10 protein-coding genes are annotated in these 18,435 nt (G+C 67.4%); 6 read left to right on the forward strand and 4 right to left on the reverse strand.

The window, feature by feature from the left end; all coding sequences use genetic code 11:
• Positions 1–438: 438 nt before the first annotated feature.
• From ABZ953_RS32880 to ABZ953_RS32895, 4 genes are all read right to left on the reverse strand, one after another.
• Positions 439–1,581, reverse strand: coding sequence for a hypothetical protein (locus tag ABZ953_RS32880; protein ID WP_361731757.1), 1,143 nt, complete (start codon positions 1,579–1,581; stop codon positions 439–441).
• Between the two features lie 180 nt (positions 1,582–1,761).
• Positions 1,762–2,706 carry a tyrosine-type recombinase/integrase gene (locus ABZ953_RS32885; protein ID WP_361731760.1) on the reverse strand — a complete coding sequence of 315 codons (945 nt, stop codon included), beginning with the start codon at positions 2,704–2,706 and terminating at the stop codon, positions 1,762–1,764.
• Positions 2,707–2,910: 204 nt separating this feature from the next.
• A complete protein-coding gene (locus tag ABZ953_RS32890) occupies positions 2,911–3,117 on the reverse strand; it encodes a helix-turn-helix domain-containing protein (protein ID WP_361731763.1) in 207 nt (68 codons plus the stop codon).
• 235 nt (positions 3,118–3,352) lie between these two features.
• A complete protein-coding gene (locus ABZ953_RS32895) occupies positions 3,353–3,748 on the reverse strand; it encodes a hypothetical protein (RefSeq protein ID WP_361731766.1) in 396 nt (131 codons plus the stop codon).
• 1,276 nt (positions 3,749–5,024) lie between these two features.
• Between ABZ953_RS32895 and ABZ953_RS32900 the strand changes: the two genes are divergently transcribed.
• From ABZ953_RS32900 to pglX, 6 genes are all read left to right on the forward strand, one after another.
• On the forward strand, positions 5,025–6,251 hold the full coding sequence (locus ABZ953_RS32900; RefSeq protein ID WP_361731769.1) for an IS256 family transposase: 1,227 nt from the start codon (positions 5,025–5,027) through the stop codon (positions 6,249–6,251).
• A 195-nt stretch (positions 6,252–6,446) separates the two neighbouring features.
• Complete coding sequence (pglW, locus tag ABZ953_RS32905; RefSeq protein ID WP_361731772.1) at positions 6,447–10,955, forward strand: BREX system serine/threonine kinase PglW; 4,509 nt, start codon at positions 6,447–6,449, stop codon at positions 10,953–10,955.
• An 85-nt stretch (positions 10,956–11,040) separates the two neighbouring features.
• Entirely contained in the window at positions 11,041–11,535 is a 495-nt protein-coding gene (locus ABZ953_RS32910) for a hypothetical protein (RefSeq protein WP_361731775.1), read from the forward strand.
• Positions 11,522–12,934 carry an AAA family ATPase gene (locus ABZ953_RS32915; protein WP_361731778.1) on the forward strand — a complete coding sequence of 471 codons (1,413 nt, stop codon included), beginning with the start codon at positions 11,522–11,524 and terminating at the stop codon, positions 12,932–12,934. The genes ABZ953_RS32910 and ABZ953_RS32915 overlap by 14 nt, the downstream gene beginning before the upstream one ends.
• On the forward strand, positions 12,931–14,406 hold the full coding sequence (locus tag ABZ953_RS32920) for a hypothetical protein (protein WP_361731781.1): 1,476 nt from the start codon (positions 12,931–12,933) through the stop codon (positions 14,404–14,406). Before ABZ953_RS32915 ends, ABZ953_RS32920 begins: the two co-directional genes overlap by 4 nt.
• Positions 14,407–14,538: 132 nt before the next feature.
• On the forward strand, positions 14,539–18,390 hold the full coding sequence (pglX, locus tag ABZ953_RS32925) for a BREX-2 system adenine-specific DNA-methyltransferase PglX (RefSeq protein WP_361731784.1): 3,852 nt from the start codon (positions 14,539–14,541) through the stop codon (positions 18,388–18,390).
• The last annotated feature ends 45 nt before the right edge of the window (positions 18,391–18,435 follow it).

The following is an 18,435-nucleotide window of genomic DNA, read 5'->3' on the forward strand; positions in this document are numbered from 1 at the left end:
GGTGCTCATGAACCGTGTCACGCGACAGCCAGTTCAGACCAAGACTCCCCCGCCTCAGGTCGAACCACCACTCGGGGAACGCCATGCCTCCACTGTCTCGCGTGCGGCGCCCCTCTCACCCCAGCCACCCGCAGGTCAGGCGCCCTTAGCCGCAGGCTCCAAAATCGCCACGCATTCCACGTGATGCGTCATCGAAAACACGTCACATCACGAGGGACATGGCATAACTGCAGGTCAGGTGCCATTTTTCGACCTGCCAGGGGAACCTTCGGGTGCTTGGAGCGTCAAATGAGCGTCACGACAGGCCGGAGAAGCTTCTTCACGTAGTCGCTTCGACCAGGTCTGCCGACAGGGCGTCGGCCGTTCCACGCCCTACGGAAATCCTTCCTGTCTCGGTGGCCGTCGCACCGCCCGTAGGCGCAGGCGAACGGGCTCACATCACCCTCGGCCACGCCGTTCCGGTCCGTAGGGGCTCCATCCCCTGAGGTGTGGTTCCAGCTCCTCCAGCGTGGGTTCACGTGTGCGGGGCATGCCGGGAAGTCCAGTCAGAGGGTCCACCGCCTCTGCATATGCCCTTGCCCACTCCAGCCAGCGTCGGGCTGAGTCCAGTGCCGACTCGTCCGCGGTGCCATCCAGTTCTTGGATACGACGTTCCAGCGCCATGCAGTAGGCGCTGAGGGCAGCCGCTTCCTGCCACCCTCTGGACTCTTCACGCAGCACATGGGCAAGTTGTTCGCGAACAGCTTGTTGCTTCGCCACATCCAAGGCCGCCCGCCAACGAACTTCACGTTCCGCCTTGGCCTGCTGTTCATCCTGCCGGCGCTGAGTGTCCTCGGCTGCTCGCGCTTCAATCTCCCCGAGGATCACACCGAGGGCTTCTTCAAGTGTCCGGCTCTTCCGATCCCGCCAGCGACCGGGCCTGTCGCCCAGACCGTGGGCAAGCTCCAAGACGAGACGGGCAGCGCGCTCCGGATTCGTGGACTCCGGGAACTCCTGCCTAGCGGAGACGGTGTACGCGAGGCCGTCGACAGCGACGTCCACTCCGCCCTCGCGCGGGTGGAAGGCGGACCCCGCCTTCCGCACCTCGTACCCTCGCCGTACCGCCTCAGCCGCGAGCCCCTGAAGCAGAAGAAGCGCCCTGCGGCGCAACGCAGGCGGCATCACCAGCCGACTCTCATCGTCTTTGAGCGTCGCCACCACCGGATGCAGGTGTCCCAGGCGTGCGGGGACTGGTGCTGGTTCTCCGGCTGCCTTCGGCTGCTGACTCCGCGCGTTGGGATGCGGGCCGTCCGCAAGGAACAGCTCCAGCCCCGGCCCACCGTAGGGGACCTTCTCGATGCGTCGGCCCGCCGGCTCCATGCCGTGACGCTTCGCGTAATTGACGACGCGCCGCCACTCCGCGACCTCGTCGTCATCCGGCTCAGCGATCCGCACGCGCCTCTCGGCGACGAGCCGCTCGATCAGTTCCTGCGCCTTCGCCCGCCTGGCACGCGCGACGGGTCGCTCGCTATAGGGCGACCGAGGCTGCGCAAGCTCCGTCGGCTCACCGCCGTCAGCGACCACAGAGTCGTCGTCGATCATCAGGAAGCAACGATCCCGCATTGCAGCGGTCGAACGCCAGCCACTTGACATCAGGCGTCGAGCAATCTCGTCGACAACGGAACTCCCGGGGAGTCTCCTGCGGCGGTTCCATCCGGGCCGATCACCAGTGCACCCGCATACGACTTCGCCCCGTCCGCAGCGGACGGGGCGAAGGAACGTTTATGCAGCGATGGTGAGCGGTGCCTCCATGCGCTCCCAGGCGCCGAGCACGGCCTTGTGCGCGTCGGGCTGGAGGTGTGCGTAGCGCTGGGTGGTCTGGAAGCTCTCGTGGCCAAGGAGGTGCTGGACCTCGTAGAGCGATACACCCTTCTGCACGAGCCACGAGGCGCAGGTGTGGCGCATGGAGTGCGGCGGGTAGTGCGGGACGAGCTGCTGCTCGCCGTCATCGTCGAAGTAGTAGGAACTGTCGACGGTCGGCCACCAGGTCTGCCGTCGCCAGTTGCCGTCGTTGAGGAGGCGGCCGGCCCGGCCCTTGGTGAGCGTGGTGAACACCACGGCGTCCCGGTCGAGCCGGTGGATGTGGCGCTCCAGCGCCTCCAGGACGTGGGGCGGGAGCGGCACCTCGCGGCGGCTCTTGGAGCTCTTCGGATACTCCTTGATGCCGCTCTTGGTGTTGACCTCGACGACAAACAGGCGGGAGCGGCGCTGGTCGATACGGTGGCGGTGCAGGCCGGAGAGCTCGCCCCAGCGCAGCCCGGTGTAGAAGCCGAGCAGGCACATCGTCCGCCACACGGTGGGGAGTTCGTCCAGGATGCTCTGCGCCTGGTCGAACGTGAACCACTGCGGCGGTTTGACGGCGATCCGGGGCAGGTCGATGCTGCGGCAGGGGCTCACCGCGATGACGTCGTCGTCGACGGCCGCGCGCATGATGGAGGACGTCAGGTTGTAGGCCCGCTTGATGGCCGCGGCCCCGGCGCCCTTGTCGATCAGGGAGCGGATCCAACTCTGCACATCCATGCGGGTGATGGCCCGCATCTCCCAGTCGGCCCAGTGGGGCATGACGTGGTTCTTGATGCTCGACCCGTCACCCTGCAAGGTGTGGGGCTCGACGACGCGGGCGTCCCACCACCGGTCGTGCCAGTCATGGAAGGAGGTTTCGCCCACGCGCGGGTCCCGGAGGCCCCCGCGGGCGAACTGGGTCTCCATCTCAAGCCCCCAGGCGCGCGCCTGCGTCTTGAGGGGAAACGATTCGCTAAAACGATCACCGAGCCGGTTGCGTACCGTCGCCTGCCAGTTGCCGGTCTTCAGCTTGCGTAGGTACAGCCCAACTCCTCATGTCAGTACGGAAGGCCCTTCGACGGGCGGGGGTCAGCGGCGCGGTCTCGGTGCTGCGACCGCGCGGCTGGAGATGAAATCGTCGAGGCCGGCGGCGGGGACGCGGATACGCGAACGGCTTGTGCCGGTGCGCAGATCGACGACTGGAAGGTCGCCTGCGGCGATGAAGCGGTAGACGGTGCGGCGGTCGACGTCCAAGGCGGCGGCGACGGCGGGAATGGACAACAGGCGTGCGGGCATGGGTCAGTCCTCGGCAGAGATGTGGAAGAGGGGGCGCGGCGAGTAGGCAGCCGCGAGGCCGGTTTGGAGGTGAAGGCCGTCATGCCCTCCGTCGGGGACGGGGCGCGGCACGTCAGGGAGCGGCGGGGCCCGGCAAACAGGAGCCAGGTAGGGGGTTGTCGAAAGCAGGCCGGAGAGCGTGCGGGAAGGCCGCGGTCGGCGGCGCTCCGCTGATCTGCCGGAGCGCCGACCTGGGTCACCGCACGGTCGGCTCCGGAAGGCGAGTCGCCTGGGCGAGGCGCTCCCAGTCGATCTCGGTCGCATCGACACGGAAGCAGTACGGGTAGCGGAGCGCCAACCAGGCCGGCGCCACGCCGGCGAGCTCGGCCACCGTGGCGACGTCGACGCCCCGCCTCAGCCACCGCACCAGGGAGGATTCTCGGAGGATGTCGACGGGCTCCCCCAACCGCCAGTCCAGCAGCTCGTCGTGCGGCAGCACGGCTTCTTGCGCCTGCTCCCACAGCCGCATGTACGCGGCGACCGAAAGGTGCCCACCGTGCGGGCCAGGGAAGAGCAGATCGTCCTTCTGGAGGCCGGCCTCGTCGATCCACCCGCGCAGGAACACGGCGAACTGTGGCCGCAGCGGAACCACTCGGCCCTGTCCTCGATGGTGAACTGCCAGCTCGCCAGAACAACCCGAACGAAGGACAACATCGCGAACGCGCAGGGAGCGGGCTTCACTCGAACGAAGTGCCCCCTCGGCCAAGGCGCCGAGGAAGGGGTACACCGAGCGACTTCCGCCCACCCGCCCGCGTATCCAATCCAGCAGCGAGCGAACTTGCCCCTCGGAAAGTATCCATTCCTCATCCAAGACGTCGACGAACACGGCGTTCAACTCCTTTTGGGAAAACAGCAATCTGTCGCGCGGAGACCCACTCGACAACATCAAATGGTCCACGTGATCCCCGGTTTCGGTAACCGGGGATCGCGTGTTACAAAGGACAGGGGACCGCGCGAGGGAGTCGCACTTCTTGCTGCGGCATTCACACACCCAGGCAGTCAATTCGCCTGCATCTAGGTTCACTTGAAGCTGCCGAACTATTCCAGTCCTTTGCCGCCTCAAGATGTCTGCCGTGGGCGAACCGCCTATACGAGCCGAGACTGCTGCACAAGTGCCCCTAAACCAGGGCATCTTGAAACCTGGAACAGCACAGCAGGACAGGTGCCTTCTAAGCGCCTGGTCTATCGCGCAGAGTTGCCCGCAAGGCCGATCACCCCGCGAGGGAACTCAAGACCCTTCAGCTTCCTATTTCGGACGACTCTTCGCAGGATGCACACCGGTCCAGGTGTGCGCCGATTTGGCCTCGCCATGCCGGTCAGCCGAATGAATGGACCTGCGGTCTATCAATAGAGAAAGCCAGAAACTCCGCGATTACCTTCCGAGCCCGCCCTACAGCGGACCTCGCAGACCGATTTCAGTGCTGCGTGCGTAGTGCCTTGTAGTACGGCATCGTGACGCATGCGTTTGAGAGAGCCCGCCGGAGCACATCGCTGGAACGGACCCTGTCGATCGGGGATATACCGCCAGCGACAACCCCTGTAGTTCACCGAAGCAAGCGAGAACATCACGGCCCTGATCAACTCCGGGCCGCCGCCTCGTGCGGAACCGGTGGTCAGCCGTTCCTCAGGTGGCCATGCGGCGGATGCGGCTTCGGTGCCCCGGGCGGTGCGGGTGCCGAGGTTGCAAATCCTTCCAAACACCGCGAACGTGCAGACCGTCGGCCATGCGTGCACTCCCCGGTCCGACCTGGCCTGGGATGGCGTCCCGCGACGTGGTGTAGCAGCGATCACGGCATAGCCCCTGGTCATGGGGCGGCCATCGCGCAACTCTCCGAGTAGAGAAGCTCGTTGAAGCGAGAGGTGACGCGATGGCCTTGTCCCAGCATGACCTGCTCCGCCTCATGGAGTCACTGCGTACGGCAGAGGGAATTGAGTTGATCAGGGTCCTCCCTCAACGGGTCCTGCAGGAACTCATCGAGGCGGAAGCTACCGCGCACGTAGGTGCCGAGCCGGGCGAGCACACCGAGGTCCGCACGACCTGGCGCAACGGCCACCGAGAGAAGCTGCTCACGACCCAGGCCGGCGACTTGGACCTGTCCATCCCCAAGGTCCGCACGGGCGCCTTCTCCCCCAGCCTGCTGGAACGCCGACGTCGCATCGACCAGGCCCTCTACGCCGTGATCATGGAAGCGTATGTGCAGGGCGTCTCCACCCGCTCGGTCGATGACCTGGTCAAAGCCCTCGGCGGAGACAGCGGGATCTCCAAGAGCGAAGTCTCCCGGATCTGCGCCGACTTGGACGACCAGCTCACCATCTTCCGGGAACGGCCCCTGGACCACACCCGTTTCCCCTACGTCTACCTGGACGCGACGTACTGCAAGGTCCGGGTCAACCACCAGATCGTTTCCCAGGCCGTCGTCATCGCCACCGGCATCACCGAGGACGGCAACCGTGAGGTCCTCGGCGTCATGGTCGGCGACAACGAGACCGAGACCTTCTGGGCCGCATTCCTACGCTCGCTGCGGGCCCGTGGCCTGGACGGAGTCCGCCTCGTCCTGGCCGACCACCACGCGGGACTGGTCGCCGCGATCCGCAAAGTCATGCTCGGCGCCGCCTACCAGCGATGCCGCGTTCACTTCCTGCGCAACGTCTTCGGCGTGATCCCCAAAGGCTCCGGGGAAATGGTCGCCGCGACGATCCGCACCATCTTCGCCCAGCCGAACGCGGAGCTGGTCGGCCAACAGCTCGACACCGTCGCCGACATGCTCGCCCGGCAGTTCCCCAAGGTCAGCGAGATGCTCCTGGAAGCGAAGGAGGACCTGACCGCCTTCGCGGTCTTCCCCGTCCAACACTGGAAGAAGATCCAGTCCACGAACCCGCTGGAGCGGATCAACCGGGAGATCAAACGGCGCACCGACGTAGTCCAGGTCTTCCCGAACCCCGACGCGCTCCTGCGGCTGACCACCGCGGTCCTCAGCGAAATGCACGACGAATGGATCGTCTTCGGCCGCCGCTACCTCTCCATCGACAGCATAGACAAGATCTACGCCACCCGAGACGAACTCCCCACCGCTACACCATCACAGGGGACATGACCTGGCCTGGCAAGGCCAACCCTCCGTCCGAACCCGTTTCCGGCTCTGCCACCGCCCCTGTGGTTCAGGAGTTTCCTACTCACCGTACGCATGCACGCTTTCCACCTTCGTGCCCCCTGACTACGGGCAGGATCATCGCCCGTCAGACTTCCTCCGCAGATCGGCTGCCCCAGCTACGATGGGCGGCTGAGCTGCATGGATCACGTGCGCCGGCCCTCGGCCGGACGCCGGTCCTGCCTCCACCGCCGATACCCGACCAGAATCCGGAGCCCCCCGGTGACCTCAGCCCCGCGGCCGTCCGCGCCCAAGCCCGGTCCTCCGCCCCGGCGTGAGCGCTGGTTCCAACCGCGCAGGTCGGGCTATGCATGGGAACAGGACGGCCTCGATCATGTGCGTCGGCTGATGCCGTCCGCCGAGCCCTATCGGGCTTGGGCCACGTTCCAGTTCACCGCGGCCTCCGGGCGGGTCAACGAGTGCGACCTGCTGATCGTGGTGCCCGGCGGGGTGTATCTGGTGGAGCTGAAAGGGCACCCGGGCCGGGTGGTCAACCACGGGGACACCTGGCAGTTCCACGCGGACCGGGTTCGGACCCTGAAGAATCCCCTGCACCTCACCGACATGAAGGCCAAGGAACTCAAGGGGCAGCTGGAGCGTGCCGCCAGGGCCCGGAACATCGACCCTCGCCGGATTCCCTTCGTCAGGCCGGCGGTGTTCCTGCACGATCCCAGCCTGACGAGCGAGCTGGACGAGGTACAGCGCACCGGCGTGTTCGGACTCAACGACGGCTCCAGTGGACTCCCGAAGATCTGGGACGAACTCCTCGGGCTGCCGCCGGAGCGGGAGAGCTGGCGGGTCACACCGCACACGGCGCAACTACTCGAAGAGCTGATGAAGCACATCGGCGTCAGCCACTCGACGGCACACCTGCGGTTCGGGGACGGCTGGAAGCTCGAACCCCGGGTCCTTGACGCCGGCCCCGGCTGGGAGGACCGGCTCGCGGTCCGCGACGATGGCCTGGTCCAGGAAGGCGGCCGGGTCCGTATCTACCTGGCCGGGCAGGCCGCCTCAGAACAGCAGCGGGAGAAGGTGGACCGGGCTGCCCGCCGCGAGTACCAGGTGCTGCAGGGCATCAACCATCGTGGCATCGTCCAGGCCACACAGATTCGTGAGCACCAGGGCGGTCCCGCCATCCTCTTCCGGCACCGGGAGACGGATCTGCGGCTCGACGCCTATCTGGACGCATATGGGGGGCGCCTCAGCCCCACCGTCCGACTCGATCTCGTACGCCAGCTCGCGGAGGCCGTACGGTACGCGCACAACCGCTCCCTCTACCACCGGGCACTCTCAGCCCGCTCGGTGTACGTGTCTGCACATGAGGACGGTTCCACCCCGGTCCTGCACATCGCGGACTGGCAGACCGCGGCCCGCGACTTCGAGACCACCGCGCATCGAACGCTCGGCGACACCCCACTGGATTCGGGGCTGATCGCTGACGTCGCCCAGGTGTATCTCGCCCCCGAGACCGATCAGGAGTTCGTCGATCCGGTCGATCTCGACGTCTTCGGGGTGGGCAGCCTGGCGTATCTTCTGCTGACCGGCCGTCCTCCAGCGGACCGGCGCAGCGCACTGGTCGACCGGCTGGTCGCCGACGGCGGTCTACATCCCTACGCGGTCGCCGATGGTGTCTCGGCTGCCCTCGACGACATGATTTTCCGGGCGACCGCGGCCGATGTGCAGCACCGGCTGGCATCGCTGGAGGACTTCCTCGGCCTGCTCGATGCGGCTGAGGCAGAGGCCGCACCGGCGGAGCGCCCGAGTGTCACGGTCGCCGATCCGCTGACAGTGCAGCCGGGCCAGTCCCTGGATGACACGTGGACCGTGGCCCGGGTACTCGGCACCGGTGCGACGGCCCGCGCCGTCCTGGTCCGCCGCACGGTATCCGACGAGCCCGGACCGGGCGCACTGGACTCGCCCCGGGTTTTCAAGATTGCTCTGGACCAGCAGAAGGACGCCAGGCTGCACGCGGAGGCGAAAGCACTCCAGGAGGTCGGCGGCGGGCGCATCGTTAAGCTCCTCGCACCGCCGCGGGAGCTCGGCGGGCGGACGATTCTGGAGATCGAGTTCGCGGGTGGCTTCCGCAGCGCAAACGACCGAGAAGCGGTGAGCCTGGGCTCGCGGCTACGCGGGGAAGGGCGACTCAGTTACGAGCAACTCGAACGCTTCGGCAACGACCTCTTCGACGCCCTCGACAGTCTCGCCGCGCGTGGTGTGCGCCATCGCGACATCAAGCCGGACAACCTTGGCCTGTTCAAGCGCAGTGACGGCTCGTGGCAATTGATGCTGTTCGACTTCTCGCTCGCCGACGCTCCCGACCAGGACACTCACGCCGGCACGCGGGGCTACCTCGATCCGTTCCTCGGCGGTGGGAGCAGGGCCCGTTACGACGACCACGCCGAGTGGTACGCCGCAGCGGTGACGCTTCACGAGATGGCCTCCGGTGTGCGTCCCACCTGGGGGGACGGGCAGAGCTCGCCTCTCGCCGTGCCGAAGGCCGAGTTGTACGTCGCCCGGGAGCTGTTCGAGCCAGCACTTAGCGAAGGACTCACGCGGTTCTTCGAGCGAGCCCTCCACCGCGACGTCGAGCAGCGCTTCGACAGCCTGCGTCATCTGCAGGAGGGCTGGCGGCAGGTCTTCCGCCACGCGGACTCGTCTCCCCCTGCCACCACTCCGGCCACCCTGGGCGCCCGCGGCGAGGACGTGGAGGACCTGCGCGAGCAGGCAGCGGCGGCGGCCACCCTCACAACGCCCCTGGAGGCGGCGGGACTCTCTCCACGAGCGGTGTCTGTCGCGGCCTCACTTGGCGCTGCCACTGTGGGGGCACTCCTCGACGTCGCCCCGCACACCATCTCCCGCGCCCGCGGCGCCGGCAACGTCATCCGCAAGGAGCTCAACCGGCGTCACCGCCAGTGGACCCACGATTTGCGCAAGCGCCCGGCCGCGGGGCCTGTTCAGCCGGTGGATCCAGACTCCCCGGAGGAGTCCCTGGAGTCCGTGGACACTCTGGCGGCTCGGCTCACCCCTCCGGCAGCCGGGCGCCGGGGCACCAAGCCCCGGCCGGACATCGTGGCGGCCACACTCCGACTCCCCGGGGCCGTGCCGCTGGACCCCTGGCCCGCCCAGTCCGCTGTCGCCAAGGCGCTGGGCATCAGCCAGCCCACGGTCTCTCAGCATTTGGTGGTCGCCCTCGAACAGTGGGCCGCCCAGCCGTGGCTGAACAGGATCCGCGACGAGCTGGTTGTCCTGCTGCAGGAGCAGGGGCGGATGGCGACCGCTGCCGAGCTGGCGGCAGAGTTGCGGGTGCGGCACGGCGCAGGTGCCGGCACAGATCCCGCCGAGACACTGGGCAAGGCCCTCGCGGTGGTACGCGCGGCGGCCGACACCGAGGCCCGGAAGCGGACCGAGGGAACCGCTGACGAAGACGGCGACACGGAGCCTCCCGCCCGGCTCGCCATCCTGCGCCGCGGTGGTCATATCGTGGTCGCGCTGGAAGACCAGCCCGGGGCGGACGATCCGACCCCAGCCGAGCTGGCCGACTATGCCGCGCGTCTCGGCGAGGTGGCGACCGATGTTGCAGAGCGGGACCCGCTGCCTGGCCGTGCCACCGTCCTCCGTGAGCTGCGGGCCGTGCAGGCCCCCGAGGGCATGGCTCCACTCGCCGACACCCGACTGGTGGAGCTGGCCGCATCCATGGCGGAACGGGTCGGATGCTCGCCACGCCTGGAACTATTCCCGCTCGATCTGGACCTGCCGCGCGCCCTCCTGATCTCACAGGCTCCCGCAGGTGTGCGCGAGGGCGTGGGCATAAGCACGGCCGACCTCCTGGCCCGGGTGCGGGCCCGCTTCCCCGGCCTCTCCGGGCTCGACGACATCACGTACATCGAGGTCGGCGAGGCACTGGCGGATGCTCGCTTCCCGCTCGAGTACAACCAGGACCGAAAGCGTTTCCTGCCGCTGCTCCCCGAGCCGCGCAGTACCGGACTCGCGCTAAGTGCCTCTGCTCTGACCAGTACCGGAAGTTTGATCGCCGCCGCACAGCGCGAACTGGCCGAGGGTAACGACCCGCGCGAGTTGATGGCCGGACGGCTGACAGCGGCCGGACGTCGCGGCGGATTCGTCGCGCTCACCGTCAAGGCGTCCGAGCTGCCCGGCGTCGCGGCGAACCTGGCGGGCCGCTTCGGGCTGACCGACGTCTCGCTCGGCGACCTCTTCCTGGACGTCCTGCGTGAACTGGCCGCGGAGCAGGGAGTGTCGTGGCGGGCCCTGCTGACGGCGGACGCGAAGTTCACCACCTCGGGATTGCTTGGTCAGGGGCTCGCCTCCTACACCCGGCTCGCCGCCGAGCGGGTTGCCTCCCGGATCACCTCGCTTGCCGAGCAGGCCGGGCCGCGCACGGTGGTCATCGCCCACGAAGCCGGGCTGCTCGCCCGCTACTGGGAGGCCGGTGGTCGTGATCTCCTGATCGCGCTGCAGGGCGCCGCCAGACGGCCGGCTGATGTCCCGCACGGGCTATGGCTCCTGGTCCCCATGGAGGATCCGCGGGCCACTCCCGCTCTGGACGGACGGACGGTGGATGTGGTGGACCGGGCGAGCGAGTGGGTGGTTCTGGAAGGGCTCTTCCTGAAGGAGCTGAAGGCCACGGACTGATGCCTGAGCAGGGGCGCTGCCCGCAGGTCTGCCGGTCCATCAACTCCCCGGCTTCGCACGTCGGCAGCGTCCTATGATCCGTCGTGTGCCCGAGATGACAACCGAGGACCAGTACGCCGTCGCCGCAAGGCGCCACTTCGAGGACGCCCGCTACCTGGGCAAGCGGGAACGCTGGCCCAACGCCGACCACCACTTCGGGTTCGCGGCGGAATGTGCACTGAAAACCCTGTTGCTGCTCTTCACCGAAGCCAGCATGGATCCGAAGCCGAACGGCAAGACGGCGCAGAAGCCCTGGATACGGAAGACGACCGGTGGAGCCCAGGAGTTCGGCCACCTGCCCTGGTCCCCAACGGAATTGGCGGTCCTGGCCACCGGACCGCTGGGACAGCACGTGCTCACCGTCGTCGGCGGCTTGCTGCCCGCCTTCGCGAACTGGACCGAACAAGACCGCTACCGATCCTGCGACCACATCACGCGAGACTCCGTAACCGCACTGCACGACGCCGCGCACAAGATCCTCGCTCTGCTCGAGGCCGCTCTGCTCACCGGAAAGCTGGAAGCACCTCATGACCACCGCTGAGACCACGGTCCGATTCGACGAAGCACGTCCCCGTGCACTCGCACTCGCCCGCGCCGTGGCGGACGAGGGGTTCGAGGTCCTCCTGGTACGAGACGTCCTCGGCCGGTTCACATTGATCATCGACGACCGCGGTGCCAGCGTCGACGACGAACAGCGGGAGCGCTGGCACACCGCGCTGTCTGAGCAGCTCGGCCCCTACATCACCGCACAACCGCTCACCCCGGCCTCCACCATGTTCGCCGCCGACACGCTGCTTTCCTCGCCGCGTGCCGTGCCCGATACCGGCCGCCCCTCCGGCGGCCCGGGCCGCATTCGTCTGCTCGACAACACAGTCGTCGGCGAGGACTGGGCGAAGGTGTCCGTCGCGTCCGACCCACCCGCTAGAGACTGTCAGCGCCCTTACCGTACTGCGATGTACGGTTTTAAGGGTGGCGTCGGCCGCACCACGGCGACGGCCATGCTCGCCCGCCACCTCGCCGACAAGGGTCTCGTCGTCCTAGTCGTCGACCTCGACCTGGAGTCTCCCGGCCTCGGTCCACTGCTCCTCGATGAGGAACGGCTTCCCCGGTACGGGCTCGTCGACCACCTCGTCGAGTCGGCCGTCATCGATCCCGCAGACTTGGACTTCGACCTCGACCTGGTGGCCCGCTCCCCGTACGAGCCCCGTGACAGGTTCGGCGAGCTGTGGGTGGCGCCGTCCCGGGGCCGGGGGAAGACCGGCATCGCGTACGCCTATGTCGACAAGCTGAACCGGGTGTACGCGGACCTCCCCGGCGCATCCTTCGCCGACCGTCTGCAGCGGTCGTTGGAAGCCTGCGAGCGGGCGGTATCCCGTAGTGACAGCGGTCACAGCCCCGACGTCGTCCTGCTTGACAGCCGAGCCGGTATCCACGACGTCGCCGCCGTCACCATCTCCCGGCTGTGCGACCTGGCCCTGCTCTTCGGCGCCAACAACGCCCAGACATGGGCGGGTTACCGCGATCTCTTCGCCGCCTGGCAGTCCTCCGGTCAGGCGAGCCGGATCCGCGAGCGGCTGAAGATGGTCGCTTCGATGGTGCCTGACTCCACCCATCACTCCATGGACGACTATCTGCGAGCCTTCCGCGACGAAGCGTTCAAGACCTTCAGCGAGACGCTGTACGACGAGCTCTCTGCCGAGAGCAGTGTGGCCCCCGACGGATTCGCCCCCTCGGAGAGCGACACGACGGCCCCGCACCATGCCGTCCCCATCCTCTTCGAGCCCGGTCTGGTGAGCATGAACGCGCTGAAGTCTCCCGAGTGGCAACGGCGCGCCTTCGTGCAGGCCGCGTATCGCGAATTCCTGCGGACGGTTACTCCGCTGGTGACCAACGGGCGCATCGGATCCGCCGAGGCCGAGGACGGGGAGGTCGCATCATGAGCCACCCGCTCCAGCCCGCCGAGTATCGCGAGCTGCTCTGCCAGGCCCTCGACGAGGCCGTGGACGCCGACACCCGACTGCCGGACCCGCACAGCCTGTTCATGCCGGACTCACACAGAACGGCGCTGTACGTCGACAACACCGTGGTGCTGGGCGGCCGAGGCGTCGGCAAGACCTTCTGGTACCGGTCCCTGCTCGACGACCGCCTGCGGGCCTACGCCGCCGCCGAGTACCGCATCAACCGTCTCAACCGTCTGACCGTCGCGCCGGGCCACGGCAAGGACATGGACTCGGCCCACTACCCCAGCGGCATGCTCCTGACCCGGCTGATCGACGACGGAACCGACCCGTACACACTCTGGTATGCGGTGCTGCTGACCGCACTGGGGCAGCCGGACGTGTGCGCCCTGGCCGAATGGCGCGACCGGGCCGCCTGGGTGCACAGCCATCCCGGTCCGGCTCAGCTCGCGGTTGAGCACGAGGACCGGGCAGGGCATGCGGACAACGTCGTCAGGCTGCTGCTCTTCGACGCCCTGGAGCATCTGCACCGACAGCCGGCCCAGCGGGACCGGGTGGTAGGAGCGCTGTTGCAGCTCGCTCTGGAGATGCGTCTCAGTACCCGCACCATCCGCTTCAAGGTGTTCCTCAGGCCCGACATGTTCCGCAGTGCGGAGATGCACTTTCCCGATGCTTCGAAACTGGCGAGCACCTCCACGGAGCTGCTCTGGGAGCCGGTCGGCCTGTACGGGCTGCTGTTCCACACTCTCGGCAATCAGGAGGACGAAGCGGCGCAACGCTTCCGAGCATCCTCCGGCGGCTGGGATCCCGCGGACGGCGGTGACCGATATGTCCCGCCGCCCGGTCTCAGCGGTGACCGCAGAGAGCAGGCCAACTTCTTCACCCAGCTCGCCGGTCCATACATGGGCAGCAACTTCCGGAAGGGCAGCACCTACAGCTGGCTGCCCAACCACCTCATGGACGGGAACGAGCAGATCAGCCCCCGCAGCTTCCTCAAGGCACTGGCCACCGCCGCCGCTGTGACCCGGGACGAGTACGGCACGCACGAGCACGCGCTGTACCACGAATCGATCCGGCGAGGGGTACAGAAGGCATCCGAGATCCGGGTGCGGGAGATGACCGAGGATATTCCCTGGGTTGGGACGTCGGTGGCGCTGCTCGCTGGGCGGAAGGTGCCCATAGAGCGTTCGGAAATCCGAGAGTGCTGGGAGGAAGCGGGTTTGCCAGACCTGCTGCGCGCGGAGGCAGAACGATTCACGGTGGAGGCCGAGGCAGGCATCCCCGAACAGTTGCGTACCGGCCCTCGTGACCCTGACGACCTGGACGCGCTCATCGACGATCTGGTCGCTCTCGGCGTGATGAAGAAGCGCACAGACGACCGGCTCGATCTTCCCGACATCTACCGCGTGCATCTGCGGATCGGCCGACTGGGCGGGGTGCGCAAAGCGTCCTGAGGTTCGTTTCCCGGCCCGGCCTGACTCCCTGCCACGGCCACTCCCGGTGGCCCTGCTGGCAGGATGGAGAACAGCTGGTGCCGCATGGGCGGCACGGTGGGAGACCCGTAACGAAGGAGCGAGGTTCCGCAGGTGTCGTCTGAGGATGTCCGTACGTCGGATGCGTCGCTGGATCACGATGCGCTGCTGAAGGACCTGCAGAAGCAGGTCCTCCTGCTGCAGGAGGACCTGCGAGAGCGCGCGGTGTCAGTGCCGGAGTTCGACACGGAGCTGCGGACCGAGTACGACCATGCGGTCGCCGAGGAGCGGACGACGGGCGAGATGTACGAGTCGTGGCTCGAGGAGCGGGTGGTACAGGTCGCAGCGGCCTGGGTCCTGTCCTGCGTCTTCGTCCGCTTCAGCGAGGACAACCGGCTGATCCCAGAGCCCCTGCTCTCCGGCCCCGGCGACCGGCTCGCCGAGGCCCAGGACCACCACGACGCGTACTTCAGGGAGCACCCCGAGAAAAACGACCGCGACTGGCTGCTGCACGCCTTCGCCACGCTCGCGGACGCACACCCCACCGCGGCCGGGCTCTTCGACCGGGGGCACAACCCGCTGTGGGAGATCACCCCGTCCTATGGGGCTGCCTCTCGCCTGCTCGCCTTCTGGCGCGAGCGGGCGGCCGACGGAACGATCCGGTACAGCTTCCAGCGGGACGACCTCAGCACCCGGTTCCTCGGCGACCTGTACCAGGACCTGTCGGAGCACGCACGGAAGACGTACGCGCTGCTGCAGACGCCTGACTTCGTCGAGAAGTTCATCCTCGATCTGACGTTGAAGCCTGCCATCGAGGAGTTCGGCCTCGCCCCGGTGTGGAAGCACCGGCCCGAGCGCTGGAACGGCGAACTGTACGGGGAGGGCGCGGACGCCGAGGTGCGCGGACTGCGCTGCATCGACCCGGCCTGCGGCTCCGGGCACTTTCTGCTCGGTCTCTTCGAGCGGATCCTCGCCGAGTGGCGGGACGAGGAGCCGGAGATGGACGACTACCTGCGGATCCGCCGCTCCCTGGAGTCCGTCCACGGTGTGGACAAGAATCCCTTCGCGGCGTCGATCGCGCGCTTCCGTCTGCTCGTCGCGGCAGTGAAGGAATGCGGGGTGAAGGGACTGCGGGCGGCACCGGAACTGCCGATCCGGGTGGCCGTGGGTGACTCACTGCTGCACGGACGGGAGGCCGGCCAAGAGAGCAACGAGCGGACGCTGGACGAGGCAGAGCACCGCGAGGTCTTCACGTACCGCACAGAGGACATCAAGGAGTACCAGGACAAGGTCGACCTACTCGGCCGAGGCTCGTACCACGTGGTCGTGGCGAACCCGCCTTACATCACGGTCAAGGACAAGCAGGAGAATCAAAACTACCGGGACGTGTACTGGGCGTGCTCGGGGAAGTACGCGCTGTCGGTTCCTTTCGCGCAACGCATCTTCGAGCTGGCGATCCGGGCGGGCGGCAGCCAGCAGAACGGCGGGTTCACCGGGCAGATCACGACGAATTCCTTCATGAAGCGGGAGTTCGGCAAGGTGCTCATCGAATCGTTCTTCCAGGGCGGGCCGTATAAGTACAAGGACCCGGCGACAGGACGCACGCGTAAGCGGGACTTCGGCGGCGTCGACCTCACACACATCATCGACGCGTCGGGGGCGCACATCCCAGGCCATGGAACGCCTACCGTGATCCTGACCGGCCGTAACCAGGTGACGCGGCAGGCACGGCCGATCCGGGCGGTGCTCGGGGTACGGGGCGAGGCGAGCATTCCGAAGGAGGGCACGCTCGGGCCGGTGTGGGTCTCCATCACGGAGCTGGTGGGGAAGCCGGGGAGCGAGTCGGAGTGGGTGAGTGTGGAGGATGCGGAGCGGGCGCGGTTCGCTACGTTTCCTTGGTCGCTGAGTGGGGGTGGGGCCGGAGGACTGCTTGAGAAAATCGAGGGTCCGGCAGCAAGCACGCTTGGCAACGGCACCGAGTCCCTGGGAATTACTTGCTTCACACTAGAAGATGACCTTTTCCTCCTCCCCGCCAGAGCATCACGAACAGCGCAGATTCCCGATAATTACACCCGCCCAATGGTGACGGGCGATCTGTTGCGGGACTGGAACGGCGGAGAATATTACCTTTCCCTTTTCCCGTACAACTTCGATTTCACACCGATCGACGTTGAGGATATCGATCCGCTGCACCGCAAGATGTGGCCGTGCCGGACCACCGTGTCGAACAATATTCTATTTGGCCGGAAAACGAAGATCGAGGGCGGATTGAAGTGGTCCGAATACGGGCGCTTGACCTCCAGCAAACTTAAGACACCCCTCACTATCGCATTCGCGTTCGTCGCAACGCACAATCACTTCGTACTGGACCGGGGCGGGAAGGTGTTCAACCGTTCCGCTCCGGTGATCAAGCTGCCGGAGGGGACGAGCGAGGAGCGGCATCTGGAGCTGATGGGAGTGCTGAACTCTTCGGCGGCTTGCTTCTGGCTGAAGCAGGTGAGCCAAGGCAAGGGCGGAAGTGGACTTGGGCGGGGAGTCCAGGACGAGGAATGGGAGGAGCGCTACGAATTCACCGGAACCAAGCTCCAGGAATTCCCTCTCCCTGCATCGCTCCCGCTCCCCCACGCCCGCGCCCTCGACACGCTCGCCCAACTCCTCGCCACCGAGGAGCCCTCAGCCCTCACCACCGATACCACCACGCCCGCAAACCGCGCCACCCTCGACACCGCCCGCGCCGCCCAGTCCGCCCTCCGCTCCCGCATGATCCTCATCCAGGAGGAGCTGGACTGGTTCGTCTACGGCACCTACGGCCTCCTCTCCCCCTCCGAGGTCGCCCGCACCACCCTCCCCGGCGACCCGGCGACCACCATCGCCGCGCTCGCCGACCCGGACACCACCCCCACCGACGTCCCCGCCGACCTCGCCCTCGGCCAGCGCGCCTTCGAGATCGCGCTCGCCCGCCGCGTCCGTGACGAGGGCGCCGAGACCGCCTGGTTCGAGCGGCACGGTTCCACGCCCGTGCACGAGATCCCGGACGCCTGGCCGGACGCGTACAGGAAGGTCATCCAGGCGCGTCTCGACCTGATCGAGGCGAACAAGGACATCCGCCTGCTTGAGCGCCCCGAGTACAAGCGGCGCTGGTCCCTGGAGCCGTGGGAGAAGCGGGAGGCCGCCGCCGTCCGCTCCTGGCTGCTTGACGCCGCCGAGCGCAGGGAGCTGTGGTTCGAGGACCGCGACGGCTACGACGCCCCGCGGACGCTCACCGTCAACCAGCTCGCGGACGCCCTCCGCCACGACGACACTGTGCAGGCCGTCGCCACGCTGTACGCCGCCGACCACCTCGGCGACCGGGACGCCTCCCTCGCGACCGTACTGAAGGCCGTCGTCGAGGCAGAGCACGTGCCCTACCTGGCCGCGCTCCGCTACAAGGACTCCGGCCTGCGCAAGCGTGCCCAGTGGGAGCAGGTCTGGGAGCTGCAGCGGAAGGAGGACCGAGAGGGCGAACGTCTGGACATCAAGGTGCCCCCGAAGTACAGCGGCGCCGACTTCCTCAAGCACTCGTACTGGTCCAACCGCGGCAAACTCGACGTACCCAAGGAACGGTTCGTTTCCTACCCCGGCGCCTCCACCGACAGCGACCCGTCCCTGCTCCTCGGCTGGGCCGGCTGGAACCACCGTGAGCAGGCGGAAGCCCTGGTCAACCTGATCCACGACCGGAACGAGGTGGACGGCTGGACGCTCGACGACCCCCGGTTCGTACCGCTCCTCGCCGGCCTGCGCGAGGCCATGCCCTGGGTGGAACAGTGGTACAACGGCCATGACCCGGAATGGGACGGAAATCCTGCCGAGGAGTTCCGGACCGCGCTCGCCACCGGCCGCACCCACCGTCATCTCTCGGAGTCGGACCTGGCCGGCTGGCGTCCGGAGAAGCCGCGCCGGGGCCGCACCGTGTCCACTGCGGACTGATCTCGCCACCCGCCCACGACCACCTTTCTGAGCTGGCAGGATGGA

The organism is Streptomyces sp. NPDC046465 (assembly GCF_040646035.1).
GTDB lineage: Bacteria > Actinomycetota > Actinomycetes > Streptomycetales > Streptomycetaceae > Streptomyces.

Bases quoted from the DNA above. Each gene is read 5' to 3' on its own strand.
- ABZ953_RS32880 (WP_361731757.1), bottom strand. From the start codon at position 1,581: ATGATCGACGACGACTCTGTGGTCGCTGACGGCGGTGAGCCGACGGAG.
- ABZ953_RS32890 (WP_361731763.1), bottom strand. From the start codon at position 3,117: ATGCCCGCACGCCTGTTGTCCATTCCCGCCGTCGCCGCCGCCTTGGAC.
- ABZ953_RS32900 (WP_361731769.1), top strand. From the start codon at position 5,025: ATGGCCTTGTCCCAGCATGACCTGCTCCGCCTCATGGAGTCACTGCGT.
- pglW (WP_361731772.1), top strand. From the start codon at position 6,447: ATGGATCACGTGCGCCGGCCCTCGGCCGGACGCCGGTCCTGCCTCCAC.
- ABZ953_RS32915 (WP_361731778.1), top strand. From the start codon at position 11,522: ATGACCACCGCTGAGACCACGGTCCGATTCGACGAAGCACGTCCCCGT.
- ABZ953_RS32920 (WP_361731781.1), top strand. From the start codon at position 12,931: ATGAGCCACCCGCTCCAGCCCGCCGAGTATCGCGAGCTGCTCTGCCAG.